Raw genomic sequence first — 18,702 nt, 5'->3', positions numbered from 1 at the left:
ACGCGTCTCCGCAGGTCAGCGCACTCGCCCCCGCGCCTTCAAGGGAATCGAGGGCAGCTCCGGGGCGGGCAGCCGGCCGCCGTCGTAGCCGTGCACTTCGCCGAACCGGGAACCCTTCTCCCAGTCGTTCCGTGCTTGTACGATCTCCTCACCGGATCGGCCGATGAAGTTCCACCACATATCACGGGATTGCCGTTTCTTCCCAGGTCAGAGGTCTGGTGGACCATCTGCCGTCAGCAAAACGTCAGCATTGGACGGGACGGAGGCCTCCGGGGATGGCAGCGAGGAACCTGGTGCACGGCATGGGCACCTTCTTCAAGGATTGCGAGCATCCGCAGGGCCGGTGGTCGAGGTGCTCCCACGAGTACAAGATCCGTTACCGCAGCGCGGCCGGCAGGCAGACCGAGGAGTCCGGATTCCCCACGCAGGCGGAAGCGATCGACCGGCTCACCGAGCTCTACCGCGCGAAGCGCGCCCGGCCGGAGAATCAGACCAAGGCGGACCGCATCCGCAAGTACGGCGTGATGCAGTTCGGAGCGTACGTCGCGGAGTGGAAGGCCGGCCAGCGCGACCTCGGCCCGGCGTCGCTGAAGCACCTCGACTCACTCCTGGAACACCACCTCTTCCCAGCCTTTCACAGCCGCCGGATGGGCACGTTCGACCACAAGGTCGTCGACGCCTTCATCCAGACCATGGAGCGCAACGGCGTTGGCTTGGCGACCCAGTCCAACGCCTTCGACAAGCTCAAGGCGATTCTCCTCGACGCGCACCGCCTGGGCTTGTACGACGAAAGCCCGCTCGACGGCGTCAAGCCGCCCCAGTACGACCCGAAGCGTGCCGTCATCCCGTCCCCCGCCCAGCTCCAGGGCATACGGTCCTCAGCCGACGACACCTTTCTCCTGATCTCCGACCTCATGAGCGGGTGTGGGTTGCGCAACGGCGAGGCCGCCGCCGTGAACGTCAACAACATCGTCGCCGAAGACGTCTACCGCGTCACCGAACAGGTCAACCAGACCACCAAGGGCTACGCCCCGCTCAAGCATCGCAAGGAAGGCGACTACCGCGACGTCCCGCTGCCGGCCCGGACCCGGCTCAGCATCCTCTCGTACGCGGACAAGTACGGCACCGTCGACGGCTACCTCCTCCGCCATCCCTTGGACATCACCAAGCCGTTCCCGTACTACTATCTGCAGAACGAGTGGCAGAGGATCAAAAGGGCCGGCGGTGTAGACATCCCCGAGGGCATGACGATCTACGGCCTGCGCCACTTCTTCGCCTCGAACTGCCTCGGCCACAACATCCCCATCACCGACGTCGCCGAGTGGATGGGCCACAAGAGCATCGACATCACCTTCAAGATCTATCGCCACCTCATGCCCGGCTCCATCGGCCACGCCGCCCAGGTCCTCGACCTCGGCCTCGCGGCCTGACACGCGTGGGGCCCTGTTCCACCCTGGAACAGGGCCCCGAACGTTCGGGACTTAGCCGCCGGACGTCCTCTGCTGCTTCACCCAGGCCTGGACCTCCGCGACCTTGAACTGCAGCTTGGCGTTCTGCCCCCGCCCGAACCGGTACGGAACGAGCCCGACCTTGGCTGCCTCGCGATAGACCCACTGAGCGGACATGTTCAGGTACTCAGCGGTCTCCTTGACGGTCATGAACTGCGAAGACACGGGCTCTCCTATGCGATGGCTGCTTCTCGCTGGTGCATCCAGGATGGTCAACCATCCTCCGCGGACGGCGGTTTGGGAGCGCTGTGGTCTCGTGATAGCTTGCCGTCGCTATGCATTCCCGGGCTCCAGTGCCGGGCGTGACGGCCCCGTCTGGTTGACCATGCGCGCGGATCCGTAATCCGGGCGACACGTCACTGTGCGGACTCTCCCCCTTTGTGGCGGCGCTGACGCACGGCTGTGCGGAGTGGCCGCTCATGAGACGTCTGGCAGGACACGACAATGGTCCATGCGTTCATCGCACACACGAGCCCCGGGCGAAGCAGGGTCTTCGCCCTCGTCAAGGATCCCCACGATCGTCTGGACGCGGTCACCACGCTCGGAGGGGGCGACCTCCGCCTGGCCGACGAGCTCGTCGGAGCCCTCAACAACTACCTGGCGGACCGCGACGAAACAGCGCTGCAGGCGGTGCTGCTCGGCTTCCCCAAGGCCGTCCAGATGGCCACGAAGCACTACCTGAAGGAGAAGTGCCCACCGGAGATGGGAGCGTTCACCGGCTTCGGGCCGATTGAGATCGTCCGCGAGGCTGTCTACTTCAGTCGGCTCGACGACGAGCTCGAAGACTACCTCGAAGGCGCCTACGCGATCGGGCTGGGAATCCGCATGTCGAACAGGCGCCGCTGGTGTGTCCCCCGGTGGTACCCATGACCGCGCCGACACGGTCGTCGCGCAGCAACCGGTGCATGAGGTTGAAGACGACGTACTTGTGCTTCCCGAGCTTCAGGGCCTGGTACTCCTGCACACACACATCGTTGACCGCGACACCCGATGCCATGAATGTTCCTCCGTCGGCGAGTTGTTGCACTCCGTCGGCGCATCCTTACTAGCCGTCAGATTCCTAAACACTCACATCGGGCGAGAACGCAGCTGCACTGACCCCTCGGGCCACTGTGCCCCCTCTCTCAGCGGGAACCACATCGTTCGCAGCGGCATCACCGCCGGGCCGTCCGGCTGCTCAACCTCCACCTCACCGCCCAACTGTGACTCCTGTTCGGCGGGCGACTGGAGGGGCCGAATTGGTCAGCCGCCGCTCTGCTCGTGCCGGACGGCGGCGGCCTCCTCGGTGCGGCCCACGGCCTCCAGGGCCACGGCGTAGGTGGTGGTGAAGTCCGGCAGGCCCGGGTAGAGGTGGTCACCGTTCAGCTGCTCGGGTGCCAGCTCCCGGGCAGCCAGGTAGGCGCCCTCGGCGGTGATCAGCGCGTTCGGGTAGTCCACTCCCGCGCGCAGCCGCAGCACCGCGTGGGCCTTCAACGCATGCGCGGTGTCCGCGAGATGGGCTGCCCGGTTGGCCCCGGCCAGCCGGACGAACCCCGCCGCGGCCTGCTGGGTCGGGACGAGTGCCTGATCCACCTGGCCGGCCTCGGCGAGCCGGAGGCCGAGCAGGACGCTGCCCCGCAGCACGTGCAGGTGATGGGCCTGCGGGTCGCCCGCGATCGCGGCGCGCAGGCCCTGCAGCGCCTCGACCGTCACCCACACCGCCTCCGGCGCCCGCCCGGTCTGCGCCAGATGGAGGCCGCACAGCCCAACGGTGCGGTGCAGTGAGTCGAGTTCGGCGACCGACCCGGCGGCCGCGGCGGCTGTCCGCACCGCGACCTCCTCGCCCAGCAGCTCGAAGGAGTCCGCCATTCGGCCCGCGTTGACGCGTCGGCGCCCGGCCGTGGCCAGTGCTTCGGCCAGCCGCAGCCGGTGCACCGCGGGATCCGCCTCGGCCAGCCGGCGGCGCACGGCCAGCTCCTCGTTGGTCGCCGCCAGCGACTCCGTGTGCTCTTCGCGCAGGGTGTGCCAGTGACCGAGGATGAAGAGCGAGGTCGCGAAGTCGTGCAGGTGGGCGGGGTTGGCCTCGGCCAGCGGACGGAACAGCTCCACCGCGCGCTGTGCGGAGGCCAGGCCCTCGGCCGTGCCGCTGCCCTCGCTCTGCGAGAGCCGGATGCTGAGGTTGGTCAACGACTTGGCCAGATCCGACAGATGGAGCACCGGGTCGGCGGCGGCCAGCCGCTCACGGACCGTCAGGCCCTCGCGGGTCGCCGCCAGCGCCTGCGGCCGCCGCTCCAGCCGGGCGAGGAGGTTGCCCAGGTTGTCCCAGGCCATCGCCAACCGGCCCAGGTGGGCGGCCGGATTGATCCGGGCCAGCTGCTGCTGCAGGGCGACCGACTCCTCGCAGACGGGCAGCGCCTCCTCGAACCGGCCGGCGTCGGTGAGGCGTTGGCCTTGGTTGATCACCGTCATCGCCAGGTCCGGCAGGTGGCGGTCCGGATCGGCCAGGGCCAGCTCACGGTAGCGGTCCATCGCCTCGCTGGCCACCGCCAGCCCCTCCACGGCCCGGCCGGACTCGGCGAGGCTGTTGCTCAGGTTGGTCAGCGCCGTGGCCAGCTGCGGCCGGTACTCGGCACCGTCCGGCCGGGCCGTCAACCCCCGGTACGTGTCGGCCGCCTCCCGCGCCAGCGCGACCGACTCGGCGGCGCGGCCCAGCCGCAGCAGCAGCACTGCCTGGTTGGTGAGGGCCATCGCCAGTTCGGGCAGCTGTCCGGCCGGGTCGGTCTCGGCGAGCCGCCGGTGCAGCGCGACGGCCTCCGCCAGCGGCTCCCGCGCCTCCTGGTAGCGGCCCGCGCTGGTCCGCACGGCCGCAAGGCCGTTGAGCGCCGTCGCCAGCTCGGCCAGCTGCCCTGGATCGTCCGCGGCGAGCTGCCGGCGCAGCTCGACCGCCTCCTCGTGCGGCGCCAACGCCTCGATGTGCAGGCCCGCGTTGTCCAACCGCCAGGCCAGGGCGTACATCAACTCCGCCCGCTCCAGGGTGGAGACCGGGCCGGCCGCGAACCGGTGCTCGATCAGCCGCCGGGTGAACACGGCGACGGCCAGGTCGAGTTCGACGTGCCGGTGGTCGGGCAGGTGCGGGCGGATCCGCTCCAGCACGCCGCCCGGCAGCTCCGCCAGCTCGCACAGCCGCAACAGCGCGGCACCGCCGGCGGCGGTCGCCAGCGCGGGCCGGGCCAGCAGCAGCGGCACCAGCTGGCGGCGTAGCAGGTGCGGCCAGCGGTGCGCGGCCTCGATCACCACGGTGAGCACCTGGCGGGCCAGGGCGGGCGGTTCGGCGTCCGCGGCGTGGTCGAGCAGCAGCGCCGGGGCCGTCGTGGCCCAGTCGTCGGTCGCGTGGTAGCCGGTCAGCTGTTCGCGGCCGGGCAGGGTGAGGGCGAGGAAGTCCTCGGCCAGGCGGTCGGGGGAGAGCGACTCGAAGACCAGGTCCGGATCCTGCGGCGGGTAGCAGTGGGCGTGGTCGGCGACGGCCACGGCCGCCGCGTCCGGCGGCTCGGATCCGCCGAGCGCGTCGGTGCGGACGAGCGACTGCACCGCCACCTCCGAGGGCAGCGGGCGGGTGAGGGTGGCCAGGTAGACCGCCCGACGCAGCACCCCCTCGCTGGTGCGCAGCGGAGCGTGCGGCCCGTCGTGCGAGGAGCGCCAGTGGTCGTGCTCGCGGTCCAGCAGGTAGGAGGAGAGCGCCGCCTGGTCCCGCCCCGACGGCGGGGTGACGCCCCGGCGGGCCGCGTCCACGTCGACCAGCGCCTTCATGTGCACGGCCAGTGTCAGTGCGAACTGCGGATCGTCCAACTCCGCCGGCACGCCCAGCCCGGCGGGGTCCTGCAGGTCGAGGGCCGCGCCGAAGCTGTCCCGGGCCGAGGCGTAGATCCCGGCCCGCACCCCGGCATCCTCCGGCAGCGGCGCCAGCGGGACGGTCTCGGCGTCGAAGACGTCGAGCTTGGCGAGCTGGTGGGCCAGCCCCTGCCACCAGTCGCCCGCCGGGCGGGAGAGCAGCAGCAGCCGCAGCCGGTCGCGGACCGCCTCCCGGTGCTGGCGGACCAGGGTGAGCAGGTCGGCCAGCGGCCAGCGCTCGGCGTAGTCCACCACCAGCACCAGTCCCGGGCGGCGCACCGCCAGGCTCTGGTCGCCACCGCCGGCCGAGGCCACCTCGCTGCGGTGCCGGGCCTGGGCCACCGTCCAGCCGGCCTGCGCCGAGCGGGCCGCGAACTCGGCCGCCAGCCTGGTCTTGCCGCGCCCGCCCTCGGCGTGCAGCAGGCGCACCGACAGGCCGGGCGCGGGGTCCTCCCGCCAGGCGGCCAGCAGGTCCAGCTCCGGTCGCGGGAAGAACGGCACGACCTGGTGACGGGCCGTCAGCAGCCGACTGGGCACCCGGGCCAGCCCCGGAGCGGGGGAGTCCGGGCCGCCGAGCGGGAACGGCTCCACGCGGTAGGGCGGTTCGGCGCGGTAGATGTAGTTGTACTGGTCACCGTGCTGGACCGCGTTCACCCGGCCGCCCAGGGCGATGATGTTCTGCGTGAAGACGCTCCCCTGCGGTGCGGGCTCCCCGGTCACGCGCCGGCCCCGCCCGCTTCGCGGTCCTCCCGCCTGTCCATGAACCGGTTGTGCTGGTCACCCCCCTGTACCGCGTTGACGATCGCGTGGTCCGAAGCCGTCACGTTCTGGGTCCAGTTGGTGGTGTCCGGCAGTTCGGCGCGCACCCGGTCGATCAGCTCGCGGAGCTCGTCGGCGGCCTGCGGGTCCTCGCGCAGCAGGGCCAGCAGTTGGCGCCGCAACGGCGGGACCAGTTCCGAGCGGGCCTGGGCGGCCTCCTCACCGACCACGAGGGTTGCGTCGGCGTCGAGTCGGCGCTCCATCTCGGCCAGGTCGTGGCCCCGCCGGTGGAAGACCCTGGCGAGCAGGCCCCGGACGGCCGGCCAGCTGTCGGTTCCCATCGCGGTCGCGACCGCGGTCGCGGTGGTCAACGCCAGGCTCTCGGCGATCTGTTGTGCTTCCTGCAGGTCGGGCATCGCGGGCTCCTCGGCCGGTGCTGCATCAGGTACGACACTCCAGATCATCACGCCCGGACGGGCCGCGCGCAGGCGTTCGGCCAAGATTTCGAGGTGTGGAGGGATTTGAAGCCACAGTCTGTCGGCTCGTCAGCTCGGCTGGACAGCAAGCGCGTTCGCTGTGAGACACGGACCGACCAGGCCCACTTGCCGTACGTCCCTTACAGCTCCTGAGTACCCAGATAGCGTCTCCCTTCCTCGACGTACCGGCTCCGCGCGGACGTCATGGTCATCCCTTTGGGGTGAGTTGACGGTGGGTGGGCCGCGAAGTGCGGCGCCTCAGAGGTGGGTGGCGCCGGGCAGGCAGCCGAGGATCGGCCCGGCAGTGAACGCCTCCGCGTACTGAGCGCCGATGCGGGCGCCCCAGAGCCTGCCGAGGGTCTCGGCCATGGGGCCGGAGTGCTGCTCGATCGGCTGGCTCGCGTGTTCGCGCAGCGCGGCCATCTTGGTGTCGAAGGTCGCGGTGGCGTCCACGATCACGTCGGCGCGGACCGGTCCGTCGAGGGTAAGGGAGTTGTAGGTGTCGCAGGTGTAGAAGCGGCTCGGACGGCCGGTGGCGATCCTGGGCTCGGGGACGGCTGCGAGCACGGTGGCGGCGACGGCCCGGTGCTCGGGGTGGACGTCGTTGGCGGGTGGGTGATGACGATCTCCGGCCGCTTCTCCAGCAACAGTTGCTGCACGGTGGCGTGGTCGAGTCGGGGGGGCCTGGTGCAGGTCGGCGCCGAGGGCCGCGGCGCCCTTGCGGGCCTCGGTGTCGCGGACGTTGTCGCGCTGCGGGACAACGATGGTGACGGCGGCGTACCTGGCGTGGAGGGCGAGGGTGGCGCCGGCCCACAGTTCGGCGTCGTCGGGGTGCGCGAAGGCGGCCAGGACCGGGCCCGGTACGGCACCGGTCACCACAGCCCCAGCTTCTCGACGACGTCGGCGGGCTTGGGCAGCTGGGGGCTCGCCTGGCCGCTGAGGGTGATGGGCACGTCCAGGTCGCGGCGCACCGTGATCATCACCTCCCAGCGGAGGATGTCGGCCCAGGCGGTGGTGATCGCAGTGCCCTTGGCGCCGGTCAGCCGCCCGGAGCCGGGAAGGTCGCGCAGCCGCATCCCGTCGCTCAGCAGGGTGGCGGCGACCTTCGGGCCGACACCCCGGACGCCGAGGATGTTGTCGGACTTGTCGCCGGTCAGGGCGCGGAATGCCGGCCACTGGGCGGGGCTGACGCCATACCGGGCGACGATCTCGTCGGCGGTGATGATCCGCTGGGACGACTTCCGGGAGCGGTTGAGGATGCGCACGCGGTCGTCGAGGAGCTGGTAGAAGTCCATGTCGCGCGACATGATCAGGACCGGCCGGGAAGTGGCGGCCTGGGTTGCGAGGGTGGCGATGACGTCGTCGGCTTCGGCGTCGTCGACCTCGACCCACGGGATCCCGTGTGCGTCCAGGCCGTCCTTGACTGGGGTGAGGAACTGAAGAGGCTTGAGCGCCTCCGCTGTCGCCTCCCGGTTCGCCTTGTACTCCTGGTCGGTGGCCACGCGGTCGGCGGCGCCGTGCTCGCCGTCGAAGACGACCAGGACCTCGGGCTGCGCGACGTCGAGGTCGTCGCGGATCGCGGCCCGCAGCAGGGCGAAGAACGCGAACAGGCCGGTCAGCTCGCGGGTCTTGTCGCGCGAGTGGATCGGGGCAGGGAAGCCGAAGGTGCCGGCCCAAAGGAGATTGAAGCCGTCGACGAGCAGCAACGGCGCAGGGGTTGCGGGGGTTTCGGGCATCACGACACCGCCTCCAGGAAGAAGTCAGCGATTCGGTGCGGCTCGAATTCGGCCGCTCTCCGATACACGGTCTGTGTAGTCGCGGCGTACAGTATGTCACCTTCCAGAAGGGTTTGCGCCGCCCTGTGGAGGGCGGCCGGGCCTTCGTCGTGGTCGACGAGCAGGTGGTCGCCGTGGCCGGTCGGGTCGATGAGGGCGGGCAGGTTGCCGACGCGGTAGGCGATGACCGGGGTGCCGACGCTCATCGCCTCCAGCGCCACAAGGCCGAAGGTTTCCTTGTGGCTGGGGACGATCATGACCAGCAGGGGCACGGTCTGACCCCAGAACTCGCAATGGCTCCGGCGAGGAGAGTGCTCACCTGCTGGCGACTACGGCACCGAGTCTCTATGACTCAGCAAGTCCCATTAGGCGAGCATGCGCCCAGCAACTCGTACGGACCTGCCGTCTCGCGCAGCAGCCGGGCGGCGTCCTCGGGCAGGACGGGCGTGGTCATGCCGACCAGCCGACGGTGGAGAGCCGGTTGCCGTGGGCGATCTCGCCGAGGGGGTGCGCGGTGTAGGGCACGATGTCGGCCGGCAGCCGGTCGAGCCGCCACCGGCTTCTCTGGGGCTCGGCAGGCTGTTCTGTCAATGGTGTGCTGGGTTTGCCCAGTTCAGGAGGTTGCATTCTCTGCTCGCCTACTGCAACAGGTGCGGTGGAGGGTGTCACTGCGCAGTCAATGGGCGGTCCCACCCGTCGAGGGAGAACAGCTGGTTCTTGGCGATCTGCGCGAGTGCAGCGGCCGTGTAAGGGACCGTATTCTCCGGGGGGTTTGCGGGATCTGCCCACAGAAGCTGAGCGCACTTGTGGGGCTCGCGGTTGATGGGCTCGCCGTTCCAGCTGTCCGCGAGGAAGAAGAATCCGATGCGTCCTTGCCCTTCGGGGCTGCGGTGATGGACGACGTGGGCGAAGCCGAGCGCTGCCTCACTGAGTTCGATACCGACTTCCTCGGCGGCCTCGCGGATAGCGCCGGCGATCACCGACTCTCCTTCCTCGAGGTGTCCGCTCGGTGGGCAGAGTTGCCCGTCCGCGTAGCCGGTGTTGTCGCGCTCCATGAGGAGCACGCAGCCGTCGGCCCTGCGGAGCAGCACGTAGACATCGACGACGCTGCCATAGCGGCTGGTCATGAGGTCCTCCCGGTGGGCTGGTCGGCCGCCGCGGCGAGCAGCGGCAGGTAGTGGTGCATGTAGGGCGGGACGTTGAGGTTGAGTACTTCAGCGAAGGGGACCATGCGTACGGCCTGGCGCTCGTCGCCGAGTTGCAGGTCGCTGTCGGGGCCGGTCCAGACGGCGTGCGGGGCGCGGGTGAGTGGGAGGTCGAGGTCGTGGTGCGGGTCGGGGAGGGGCCGCAGTCCGGTGATCTCGATGCCGGCCTCCTCGCGGACCTCGCGCACCGCGCTCTCCTCGGCGTTCTCGTCGGCCTCGCGTCGGCCGCCGATCGGGGTCCAGCAGCCGGGCCAGGCCATGCCCGGCCTGTCTTCGCGCTGGTGCATCAGCAGTCGACCCGCACGGTCGGTGACCAAGACCAGGACGCCCTCGAAGTCGTCATCGGCCGGTGCGGGGCGCTCCAGGTAGAGCGGGACACCGCAGCGGTGGGCGCGCAGCACCTGCCGGAGCCACTGGTAGTGGGCGGGGGTCATCCGGGAGCGCCAGTCGTGAGCCGTCTCGAACCGGAACTCGGTGTGCTCGGCCGGATCGAGCCGGATCCGGGCCTGCTGCTCCGCGGTCAGCGTGCCGCCATCGAACACATGGCCGACGACCGGGACCGGGTAGTCAGCGTCGGCCTGCGTGTGGATCACGGCGACCAGGCGCCGCCGGAGCACCTGCGGGTTCTCCGCGGCCAGGTCCAGACCCAGCTCCTCCCGGGCCTCGCGCAGCGCGGCGCCAAAGGGGCTCTCACCGTGCTCGACGTTGCCGCCGGGGAAGTTCCACACGCCGGGGTTGGTGGTGGAGCGCATCCCCAACACGCGGCCCTGCGGATCGGTGACGAGGAACGAGCCGTAGGCGCTGGGCCGAGCGATGGTGTTCACGTAGCCGCCGACCGGCCGCCAGCCCGGGATCGCCAGGCGGCCGGTCAGCCACTTGATCACCGTGCGCTGACCGTCGCTGGTCGTGGGCAGTTGGTCGGCTGGAACCCACTGGTGATCGTCGTGGTCGCCGGAGAGGACGACCGAGGTGTCCTCCGGAACGACGGTGGTGAAGACGAACTGCCGCACTCGCAGGTAGCGCTGGTTGGTGAAGTCCAGGTGCCGCACGTACTCCAGCGGCAGGCCGGTAAGGCCGGTTTCCTTCGCCAGCTCCCGGGCGGCGCCCGCGGGCATGGGTTCGCTGTCCTCGTGGCCGCCGCCCGGGTACTCCCATAGACCCGGCAGGACGTCGTGCGCGGTCCGGCGGATCATCAGGACCCGGCCGGAGGCGTCGCGGACCACCACGCCGACGCCGAGCCGCTCGATGCCTTCGCGGAGGGCCAGGTCGGTCAGCACATTGAAATCGATCACTGGGAGGACTCCTTGCTCTGTCGGGCGGACGCGGCCCGCCGGTCGGTGCTGGTCTTCGTTACAGATCCTTCGGATACGGGTCGGTGCGCGGGCGTGAGGGATTGCTGGCCTGGGCGCTCCGATGGACAAGTTGCCTACTCAGAAGCCAAGTTCAGGAGCGATATACGGGCGTCTGGGCGTCCGAGGATGGTGCTGTTCGAGTGCGTCGTTCAAGTGGATTACCCCCAGGCGAGCCCGGGTCGAACGGGGACATTTCGAGCACTTCCCGGGCGCGGGCCAGGGCATCTTCCAGCCGGTCGCGAACGGGCTCGGGCAGGACACCGGAGCCCAGTGCACAGGCGGCGAGAGCCTGTTCGAGCGCGGCCGTCCAGCCGGGGGTGAGACGGTCGCGGACGCCCCGGTGGGCAAGGAGGTCGCGCAGCGCATAGCCGTCACCCATTTCACCCGTTCGGCTGGACAGTTGCTCGATCAGGTTTCGGGCGGTGGGCGTGTCCGGTCCGGCGGCGTCGAGCGTGGTCAGGGCGAGACGGGCGGTGAACACGGCCAGGCCCTCCACCGGTTTGAAGGCGAGGCAGTGGTCGATCGCGGTCTCGGCGGCGTGCCGGTTGCCGGGGCGGCAGAGCGCGGTGAGCGCAGCGGTGACGGCGTCCTCCCACGGGTCACCCGGCTCGGTGGCGGCCAGCAGGGCGAGTGCACCAGGGAGGTCGTCGGTGGTGGCGCGGGCGAGGACGGCGGTCTGGCGGCCGTCGAGCATGCGCAGCCCGATACCCCGATGCTCCTCAAGGTGGCGTAGGGCATCGCTCCAGCGGCCGGCGGAAGTGAGGGCGCGGGTGCCGTCGGCGAGCACGACGCGCCACAGCCACGCCCGGACCTCGGCGCGCTGCTCGTTGGTCTCGGTGAGCTGGGCGGGGACGGTGATGCCATCGAGTACCGTCTCGACGGCGCCGGTGATGGCCCCGTAGAGGTCGAGCAGGAGCTGGTGGCCCTGTTGGTGGCGGCCCGCGCGGATGTGGAGACGGGCGAGGTTGACGAGCGGCTCCAGGCCGCGAATGGCGCTCATCGCCGGGAGCGGGCCGCGGGTGAGGTAGAGCGCGGCGTGGCGGTGGCACAGGTCGCGGGCGTAGCCGGGCAGGCCGATGTCGGAGGCGAGGAGTGCTGCCTGGTTGAAGACAGTAGATGCCAGGCCCGGGTTGGTCTGCCGCGAGGCCGTGTCGGCCAGCTCCCGGAGCTGGCCGACACGGGCTTCGAGGGGAAGGCACGCGGGCCGGATCCGGGCGACCAGCGGGAAGCGCCGGGCTATGGGTCCGGTCGGGTGCACGTGGTTACTCCCAGATGACGGTGATCGGGTGGGTTGGGCGGTCCAGGACGAAGCGGCCGGCGGCCGGGTCGTCGGCGGCGGTGGCGTCCGGGAGTTCGAACCGGAGGGCTCGACCACGGAAGCCCGTGTTCCAGGTGCGGAGCTGTTCGGCGACGAGGTCGGCGAGCGTGGCGCCGTCGGGGCCGTGACCGACGATGCCGGTCTCGTAGGCCTTGCGGCCGTCGCTGTCGGGTTCGCCTTCGCGCAGGGTGAGGTAGGCGAGGGAGTCGCCCTGGACGGTGGCCATGGCACCCCAGGGGAGCATGGGGGTGACGCCGCGGTCGTGGGCGGTCTTGGCCACGCTCATCCGCATGATCGAGTTGGGGAGGGTGAGGGCCAGGAACAGGTCGTGGTACTCGTAGGTGGTGCCGCGCGGGATGGTTACGCCGGTCCAGCGCTCGTGGCGCTCGGTGTCGAGGATCCCGAGCAGCTGGGCGGCGTCGACCGCGTCGGTCTGGTCCTTGTGGACCTGGAGCGTGACGTCGCCCTGGCTGGTGAGGGCGACGGTTCGGCGTTCGTCGTCCATGCTTCCGCGCAGCGGCATGAAGACGGCGAGCCGGTCGTTGACCGATACCCAGGCGTCGCCACGGCGCTCGAAGGCGATGACGCGGGAGGCGGTGCCGCGCAGGCGTAGCGGCAGGACGATCCGGCCGTCCGGCTTGACCTGCTGGGGCCAGGCGGTGGGCATCTCGCTGGTGCTCACGGTGGCGATGATCCGGTCGTACGGCGCGCCGTCGGGGTGGCCGAGGGCGCCGTCGCCGAGGACGACGTCGACGTTGGTGATGCCAGCGGCCGCGAGGTGCTTGCGGGCGCCGTCGACGAGGTCGTCGTCCACGTCCACGGCGACTACGTGGCCGTCCGGGCCGACGATGTGGCCCATGTAGGCGGCGTTGACGCCGGTTCCGGCACCGGCCTCGAAGATCCGCTCACCGGGCTGGGCGGCGAGCTGTTCCAGCATCATGGCGACGATGGTGGGCTGGGAGGCCGCGCTGATCTGCGTGCCGGACCCGTCCGTCTTGGTGTAGGTCGGGTTGTCGGCGTACACGACGTCGAGCGGGAAACCGGGCAGGAAGTGCTCGCGCGGGACGGTGCGGAAGGCGGCCTCGACCGGGGCGCTGGTGATGTGCTTCCCGGTGAGCAGGCGATCGGTGAGGGCGTCGCGCAGCTGGTCGGCGGTCGGGGTGTCGGTGCTGTCGCTGAGAGTAGTCACGTGGGCGACCCTAGTGGTTGTGCGGATGGTTGGCTGCGAGGGCGCGGGGCCTTCGCCGGAGTGGAAGACTGCGGCCACCGCCCTTGCAGCGGTGGCGGATTGGTGATCGACGGGCACGCCGGCACGGTTGGCGTGGAAGAGCGTGTGGTGGGCGAGGACGGCGCGCAGGCCGCGGGTGAGGCGGCCGTCCCGGGCCAGGCGGACGAGGTCCTGCCCGGTCCTCTCGAAGGCGTCGACCCAGTCGGCGTGGGCGGCGAGCGGTTCACCGGGTCGGGTGAGTTGGCGGGTGTCGAGCGTCATAAGGCGGCGCATCGCGGCGGTCAGGGTGGCCACCTGCTCGGGTGCGAGAGTGGGAGGCTCGGGCCGCAGGTCGGCGAACCTGCTCCAGACGTCGCCCTGTTCGTACCAGTCGAGGCCGGCGGCGCGGAGCATGGCGGAGACGAGGACGACGAAGGTCTCGGTGCGGCCGAGGGTGGGCGGGTCGGGCTTGGCGGCGCGGGCCATCAGGTGCCGGCTGTCGGTGTGGAAGAGCCGGTGGGCGATCTCCATGGCCTCGTCGCCGCCGAACGCGCCGGTCTCGGGCTCGTACACGACGGGCACCCAGCCGGTGAGGAGTCCTTCCTCGACGAGCGTGTCCAGGAGCGAGGTGACGACGGGGGCGGGGGCGTCGGCGCGGTAGCGCAGCCGCAGCCCCCGCTTGCGCATGTACCACCAGCCATTCAGCGCACCGGACTTCTCGGCGAAGTCGAGGACGGGGACCAGGTGGTGGGCGGCGATGGGCTCGACGGTGGCGGGGTCGGCGAAGGTGAGGTCGTGCTGGATCCAGACAGTCATCAGGAGGTCCTCGGGTCAGGAGGTCAGGAGGCAGGCGTCCCAGCGGGTCGCTGGCGCGGTGCCGGTGGCGGCGGCGAGCAGCGCGAGGGCGGTGCCGGCGGCGCCCTCCAAGAAGGCGGGTCCGGCCGAGGAGAGGAGTCGTCGTGCTTGCTCGTCCGGGTCGCTGCGGGGCGGGTGGGTGGTGTCCAGGAGCAGGTCGGCGGCCGAGTGAAGCCGGGCGGCGTTGCGGGGGGAGGCGTCGGCGGCGGCGCGGTGGGCGATGTGGGCGAGCCCGGCGTAGCCGTGGCAGGCCGACAGGTCGGTGGTCGCGGCGAGTGCCTTCGGGTCCACCAGGGCGGTGGCGAGGGCGTTCTCGGCGTCGTGCCGCAGGCGGGGGTCGTCGAGGGCGAGGGCGGCGAGTTGCTGGGCGCGCGCGATGCCGGCGGTGCCGTAGCACCAGCTCGGCCGTTGCGGCGCCAGCGGCCTGCGGTCGGGGCCGGTCAGGTGCGCGGGAGCGATCCAGTACGGCCAGGCGTGGCCGTCGCGCCAGCGCGCCAGCCAGGCCAGGACGGTGCGGATCGCCTCGCGCTGCCCGTCAACCTCTACACCGTGCTGCAGCGCGAGGGAGAGCAGGGCAAGCGGGCCCGCGATGCCGTGTGCCACGCCGGTGTTGGCGTGCCCGTTCGGGAACCGTTCGTCCGGCTTGCCGGACGGTCCGTCCGGGGTCCACCAGCCTGGCAGGACCTCGCCGTTGTGCTTGACGTCCTCGGTCAGGCGGACCAGGTAGCCCAGGACCCGCCGGATCGTCTCGCCGCCGGGGGCCCGGCACAGGAGTACGGCGCCGACGCCGGCCAGGCCGCGGATGGCGTCGAACTCGGCCAGCGCCGGTAAGTCGGCGCGGTCGATCCGGGCGAGAGCTTCGTCGCAGCGACGCACCGCGTCGGCGGCCACGGCCTGGTCGAGGTGGGCAAGCGCGCGTTGGTAGGAGCCGGGCCGGGCCTGGGCGGCGCAGGCGAGGGCGTGTGCGAGCGCAGGCGCGCCGTAGTACAGGTAGCTGTCGCCCCCGCTCGTGACCGGGGCGTCGGCCGCGACCGACAGCCAGGCACGCACCGGCTCCCACGGGCCCCGGCCGGTGGCGGCGCGTTCGATGTGGAGCAGGGCGATGCCCGGGGCGCCGTGGGCGAGGGACTGGCGCCACTGCGGGCGAGACGTCCACGCCGTCGGCGCGTCGGCCGGGTCGGCGAGCAGCTCGGCGATCCGGTCGGACAGTCGCAGGGCGGGGTGCGGGGTGGTCACTGGTCACCGTCCCGGGAGAGGCGGGCGAGGGCGGCGGCGCGGGCCAGGTAGAGGACTTGGGCCTCGTCGTCGAAGTCGATGCGGTGTGCGCGGACGTAGGAGCAGTGCAGGAGGGAGCCGAGGACGTCGTCCGCCTGGACGCCTTGGGTGTGCGGGCTGGGGAAGTGCCGGCGGTAGGCGTCGAGGGCTTGGTGGCGGCCCGCCCAGGCGTCGGCGATGGCGGTGCCCGCGGGCTCGGCGCGCAGCGCTGCCCAGTCGCGGGCCGGGTCCGCGAGACGTACGGCCTCCTTGAACACCGGCCTGGGCACGACGGCCGGTGCGTGGGCGGGGACGTTGTTGACGAGCCAGCGCAGCCCGGCGGTGGGCGAGCCGGTGAACCCTGCTGCGATGGCGGCCGCGTGGGCGGCGAGCAGCGCCTGCCGATCGGGCAGCGAGGGCTGGGACAGCTGGGCGAGAACAGCGGCGGAGTCAGCGCGGAAGACCTCCTCCGCTGCGGCCCACGCCGGGCCCTCGCCCCATCGTCCGGTCTCCGTGTAGGAGGTCGGGTACACAACCTCGGACAGCAGCCCGGCCTGGTGGAGTTCGGCGGTCCAGGTACTGATCACGGCGGCGGCGGGTCCGAAGGCGGCAGGGTCGGGCAGGGCGATGCGCAGCCGCAGGTGCTGGCGCGGGTCGCGGAATCGGACGAACCACCACTTCGGGTGCCCGAGCCGTGCGAGGAGGTCGGGTAGGTGCCGGGCGAGGACGGTGTCCTGGCGTTCCAGATCGCCGTAGAGGGAGGCTAGGAGCACACGGGAGGTGCCCGGGGCGTCGCCGTGGTCCCGTTGCAGGATCCGGGCTGCGGTGGGCTTGGGCAGGCGTGGCCAGGCCGGGGGGCGGGTGGCGGTGACCGGGATGGCGATCTCGTGGGCCCGGCCGCCGGCCCAGCCGAGGTCGGCCGGGTCGGGCTCCTCGACGAGGACCGCATGCGGCGCGGAGCGCAGGTGTTCGCGTAGCAGCGCCCGGTGGCCGGGGTGGTCGAGGTCGAGCGGCAGGCCCTGGCTGTCGGCGGCCAGCATCACGTGCCGCGGGGCCCGGCGCCGCGTCGACCACGACGTGAGGGCGTCGTCCCACACCTGCTGGGGGACGTTGTCGGAGGGGAGTTCGGCGGTGCTGAGCCGCCAGGCGGCCGGGGAGAGGATGACACGGCCGTGCCGCAGCCGGGGCCGGAACGGCAGCGCGTGGAGCGAGCCCCAGTCGAACCGGGTCACCTGCGCGGCCTGGGCACGAGACAGCTCGGTGATCAGCCGCGCGAGCGGCGGGGTATGGGTGCGCAGATTCAGGGCGTGGGTGGCGGCGGCTTCGACCCGTACCCCGAGCGCCGGTGCCGCCAGGTACATGCGCCGCCCGTCACATCCCACCGCCAGGTCCTGCGGACCGAGGACGCCTTCCGCCGCGGGGCGGTGCTCGGCGAGGCTGATCACCAACTGGCCGGTCGCCATGCTGCGGGCGACGTGCCCGGTCGCCGGGTCCAGCGGCGGGAACGAGAGCTGCGCGGTCAGGGCGTGCTCGTCCATCGTCGGCAGGTGCGTCAGCACGTCGGTGAACGCCGCCCGGTGCCCAGGCTCGAGAAGGTGGAGGAATCGACCGACCGAGACACCGGCCGCCCGGGACGCATACACCACCTCCAGCCGGAAGTCGCCGCGGCCGAGGGCGTGCTGGGAGCCGGCGTGGAGGCGGGCGAGGATCTCCAGGTGCGGGGGCAGCCGAAGCGGGGCCGGGCCCAGGTCGAGCGCGGCCAGCAGCTCCTCGTCGAGGACGATCTCGTGCTCGCCGTCGAGTGCGGCCCGCTGGGCGAGGGCTGCGAGCAGTTCGTCGCGTTCGTCGAAGCGTGGCACCTTGGAAGGCCGGGCGCCGGGGTAGCCGTCGGGCCAGCCGATCCCGCTGTCCGCCACCATGTCGAGCAGTGGCACCAGCGTGCCGCGGCCGAAGCGCTCGTAGAACTTCTGGTGGTAGGACCGCCATGCTGCCGTGCCGTGGGGAGCGGCGCTGAGTCTGGCCAGCAGGTGGGCGGCTCGGGCGGCCTCGTCGGCTACCGCGTGCGGGAGGACGAGGTCGGCGTCCAGCCGCAGATCGACAGCCGGAGCCGGAGGGCTGCCGTCAGCGGTACGCAGATCGGCCAGGATCCCGGCCGCATCGGCGACTTGCTCGGCTCCGGCCCTCTCCAAGGCGGTCAGGAGGTGCCCGAGATGGTCCGGGTCGGTCGCCGGGGCGTGAAGGTTCGTGATGAGTGCCCGCTGGGTGATGAGCTCGGACAGGATGCCGGTGACCTGTTCGGCGGATGCGGCGGGGAACTCGGCGTGGACCTTGTCGGCCAGGTCCTGGAAGCGGATCGGCTGGCGTGCGGCGGCGAGGGCGAAGGTGACGGGCCGGGTGTGGCGCAGGGTCGTCTCGCCTGCGGCCGTGTCGCCGCCGGGCCGGATGACCGGCTGGTGGGGGACGACGAGCCGGTCGCCGCGCACGTGGACGGTGTTGTTCGCTGTCACGTCCAGATTGGCCAGCAGGGCGGGGAGGTGCTCCAGCCGCTCGATCGCACGTGCGAGCCGGGTCGCCGAGGCTCGGGTGACAAAGTGGTGCCCGTCGCCCCACCGCAGGTCGCAGGACGGTCCGAACGATGCTGCCTGCACGCCGGCGAAGTACCCGAACGGCGTGGGCCTGCCGGCCATGCGCAGGAGGTAGCGGGCGGTGGAGCGCACGGCGCGCCGCACTTCGCGCGGATCGGGCTGAGGGGCGGAGGTGAGGCGGGCGGCACGATCGGTGAGGACCGGGCTGGCCAGACCGAGAGCTTGGGCAAGGCGATCGTCGGCCCACACGGCACGCAGCCATTCGGTCTGTTTGTGCGTCACAGCGGGGCCGTTGCCATCGAGGTCCGGCCAGGCGGGAACCGGCAGGTCGGGGCGCGCGATGGCACGCACGAGCGCCACGCTGGCGGCGCGGTAGGAGGCTGGGGGAGCGGATGGGCGCATGGCGGCGGACCTCGGATCTCGGAGCGGGGCGGGGCGGGGCGGTGGGGGGTGCGCCCCGCGGACACCCACGGCCCCCCCCCGCACGGGGAAATGACCACCGGGGGGCACGGCGCCCCCGGGGGGGCCCAGGCGGCGTGCG

At 71.7% G+C, this 18,702-nt stretch carries 15 protein-coding genes and 1 pseudogene; 2 read left to right on the top strand and 14 right to left on the bottom strand.

What is annotated here, in order from left to right:
• Window positions 1–15 precede the first annotated feature (15 nt).
• A pseudogene (locus ACFV1W_RS13690) lies at window positions 16–180 on the bottom strand (pirin family protein); the annotation flags it as partial.
• A 95-nt stretch (window positions 181–275) separates the two neighbouring features.
• Between ACFV1W_RS13690 and ACFV1W_RS13685 the strand changes: the two are divergent.
• Complete coding sequence (locus ACFV1W_RS13685) at window positions 276–1,430, top strand: tyrosine-type recombinase/integrase (protein ID WP_380416053.1); 1,155 nt, start codon at window positions 276–278, stop codon at window positions 1,428–1,430.
• Between the two features lie 51 nt (window positions 1,431–1,481).
• Here the strand turns inward: ACFV1W_RS13685 and ACFV1W_RS13680 are convergent, their stop codons facing one another.
• Window positions 1,482–1,673, bottom strand: a complete 192-nt coding sequence (locus ACFV1W_RS13680) for a helix-turn-helix domain-containing protein (protein ID WP_380416051.1) — start codon at window positions 1,671–1,673, stop codon at window positions 1,482–1,484.
• Between the two features lie 279 nt (window positions 1,674–1,952).
• Here ACFV1W_RS13680 and ACFV1W_RS13675 point away from each other — a divergent pair, with 279 nt between their 5' ends.
• The gene (locus ACFV1W_RS13675; protein ID WP_380416049.1) at window positions 1,953–2,378 is read left to right on the top strand and encodes a hypothetical protein; all 426 of its coding nucleotides are present in this window, start codon (window positions 1,953–1,955) and stop codon (window positions 2,376–2,378) included.
• Between the two features lie 372 nt (window positions 2,379–2,750).
• Here ACFV1W_RS13675 and ACFV1W_RS13670 read toward each other — a convergent pair whose 3' ends face one another.
• The 12 genes from ACFV1W_RS13670 to ACFV1W_RS13615 form a co-directional block, all read right to left on the bottom strand.
• Window positions 2,751–6,095 carry a tetratricopeptide repeat protein gene (locus ACFV1W_RS13670; RefSeq protein ID WP_380416047.1) on the bottom strand — a complete coding sequence of 1,115 codons (3,345 nt, stop codon included), beginning with the start codon at window positions 6,093–6,095 and terminating at the stop codon, window positions 2,751–2,753.
• Window positions 6,092–6,550: a hypothetical protein gene (locus tag ACFV1W_RS13665; protein WP_380416045.1), complete on the bottom strand. Its 459-nt coding sequence runs from the start codon at window positions 6,548–6,550 to the stop codon at window positions 6,092–6,094. Before ACFV1W_RS13665 ends, ACFV1W_RS13670 begins: the two co-directional genes overlap by 4 nt.
• 318 nt (window positions 6,551–6,868) lie before the next feature.
• Complete coding sequence (locus tag ACFV1W_RS13660; RefSeq protein WP_380416043.1) at window positions 6,869–7,486, bottom strand: PIG-L deacetylase family protein; 618 nt, start codon at window positions 7,484–7,486, stop codon at window positions 6,869–6,871.
• Entirely contained in the window at window positions 7,483–8,346 is an 864-nt protein-coding gene (locus ACFV1W_RS13655) for a 5'-3' exonuclease H3TH domain-containing protein (RefSeq protein ID WP_380416041.1), read from the bottom strand. Before ACFV1W_RS13655 ends, ACFV1W_RS13660 begins: the two co-directional genes overlap by 4 nt.
• Complete coding sequence (locus ACFV1W_RS13650; RefSeq protein ID WP_380416039.1) at window positions 8,346–8,657, bottom strand: glycosyltransferase; 312 nt, start codon at window positions 8,655–8,657, stop codon at window positions 8,346–8,348. The genes ACFV1W_RS13655 and ACFV1W_RS13650 overlap by 1 nt, the downstream gene beginning before the upstream one ends.
• A gap of 178 nt (window positions 8,658–8,835) precedes the next feature.
• Entirely contained in the window at window positions 8,836–8,976 is a 141-nt protein-coding gene (locus ACFV1W_RS13645) for a hypothetical protein (RefSeq protein ID WP_380416038.1), read from the bottom strand.
• A gap of 74 nt (window positions 8,977–9,050) precedes the next feature.
• On the bottom strand, window positions 9,051–9,512 hold the full coding sequence (locus ACFV1W_RS13640) for an NUDIX domain-containing protein (protein ID WP_380416036.1): 462 nt from the start codon (window positions 9,510–9,512) through the stop codon (window positions 9,051–9,053).
• On the bottom strand, window positions 9,509–10,882 hold the full coding sequence (locus ACFV1W_RS13635; RefSeq protein WP_380416035.1) for an NUDIX domain-containing protein: 1,374 nt from the start codon (window positions 10,880–10,882) through the stop codon (window positions 9,509–9,511). Before ACFV1W_RS13635 ends, ACFV1W_RS13640 begins: the two co-directional genes overlap by 4 nt.
• 151 nt (window positions 10,883–11,033) lie before the next feature.
• Complete coding sequence (locus tag ACFV1W_RS13630) at window positions 11,034–12,200, bottom strand: hypothetical protein (protein ID WP_380416034.1); 1,167 nt, start codon at window positions 12,198–12,200, stop codon at window positions 11,034–11,036.
• A 4-nt stretch (window positions 12,201–12,204) separates the two neighbouring features.
• Window positions 12,205–14,283 carry a methyltransferase, FxLD system gene (gene fxlM, locus ACFV1W_RS13625; protein ID WP_380416032.1) on the bottom strand — a complete coding sequence of 693 codons (2,079 nt, stop codon included), beginning with the start codon at window positions 14,281–14,283 and terminating at the stop codon, window positions 12,205–12,207.
• Between the two features lie 15 nt (window positions 14,284–14,298).
• Window positions 14,299–15,558, bottom strand: coding sequence for a lanthionine synthetase C family protein (locus ACFV1W_RS13620; protein ID WP_380416031.1), 1,260 nt, complete (start codon window positions 15,556–15,558; stop codon window positions 14,299–14,301).
• Complete coding sequence (locus ACFV1W_RS13615) at window positions 15,555–18,512, bottom strand: lantibiotic dehydratase (RefSeq protein WP_380416029.1); 2,958 nt, start codon at window positions 18,510–18,512, stop codon at window positions 15,555–15,557. The genes ACFV1W_RS13620 and ACFV1W_RS13615 overlap by 4 nt, the downstream gene beginning before the upstream one ends.
• Window positions 18,513–18,702: the final 190 nt, after the last annotated feature.

This window comes from Kitasatospora sp. NPDC059648, from assembly GCF_042734825.1.
In the GTDB taxonomy this organism is placed as follows: Bacteria; Actinomycetota; Actinomycetes; order Streptomycetales; family Streptomycetaceae; genus Kitasatospora.
Note: the sequence above shows the minus strand (reverse complement) of the source record. Positions and strands in the feature narration are given on the sequence as shown.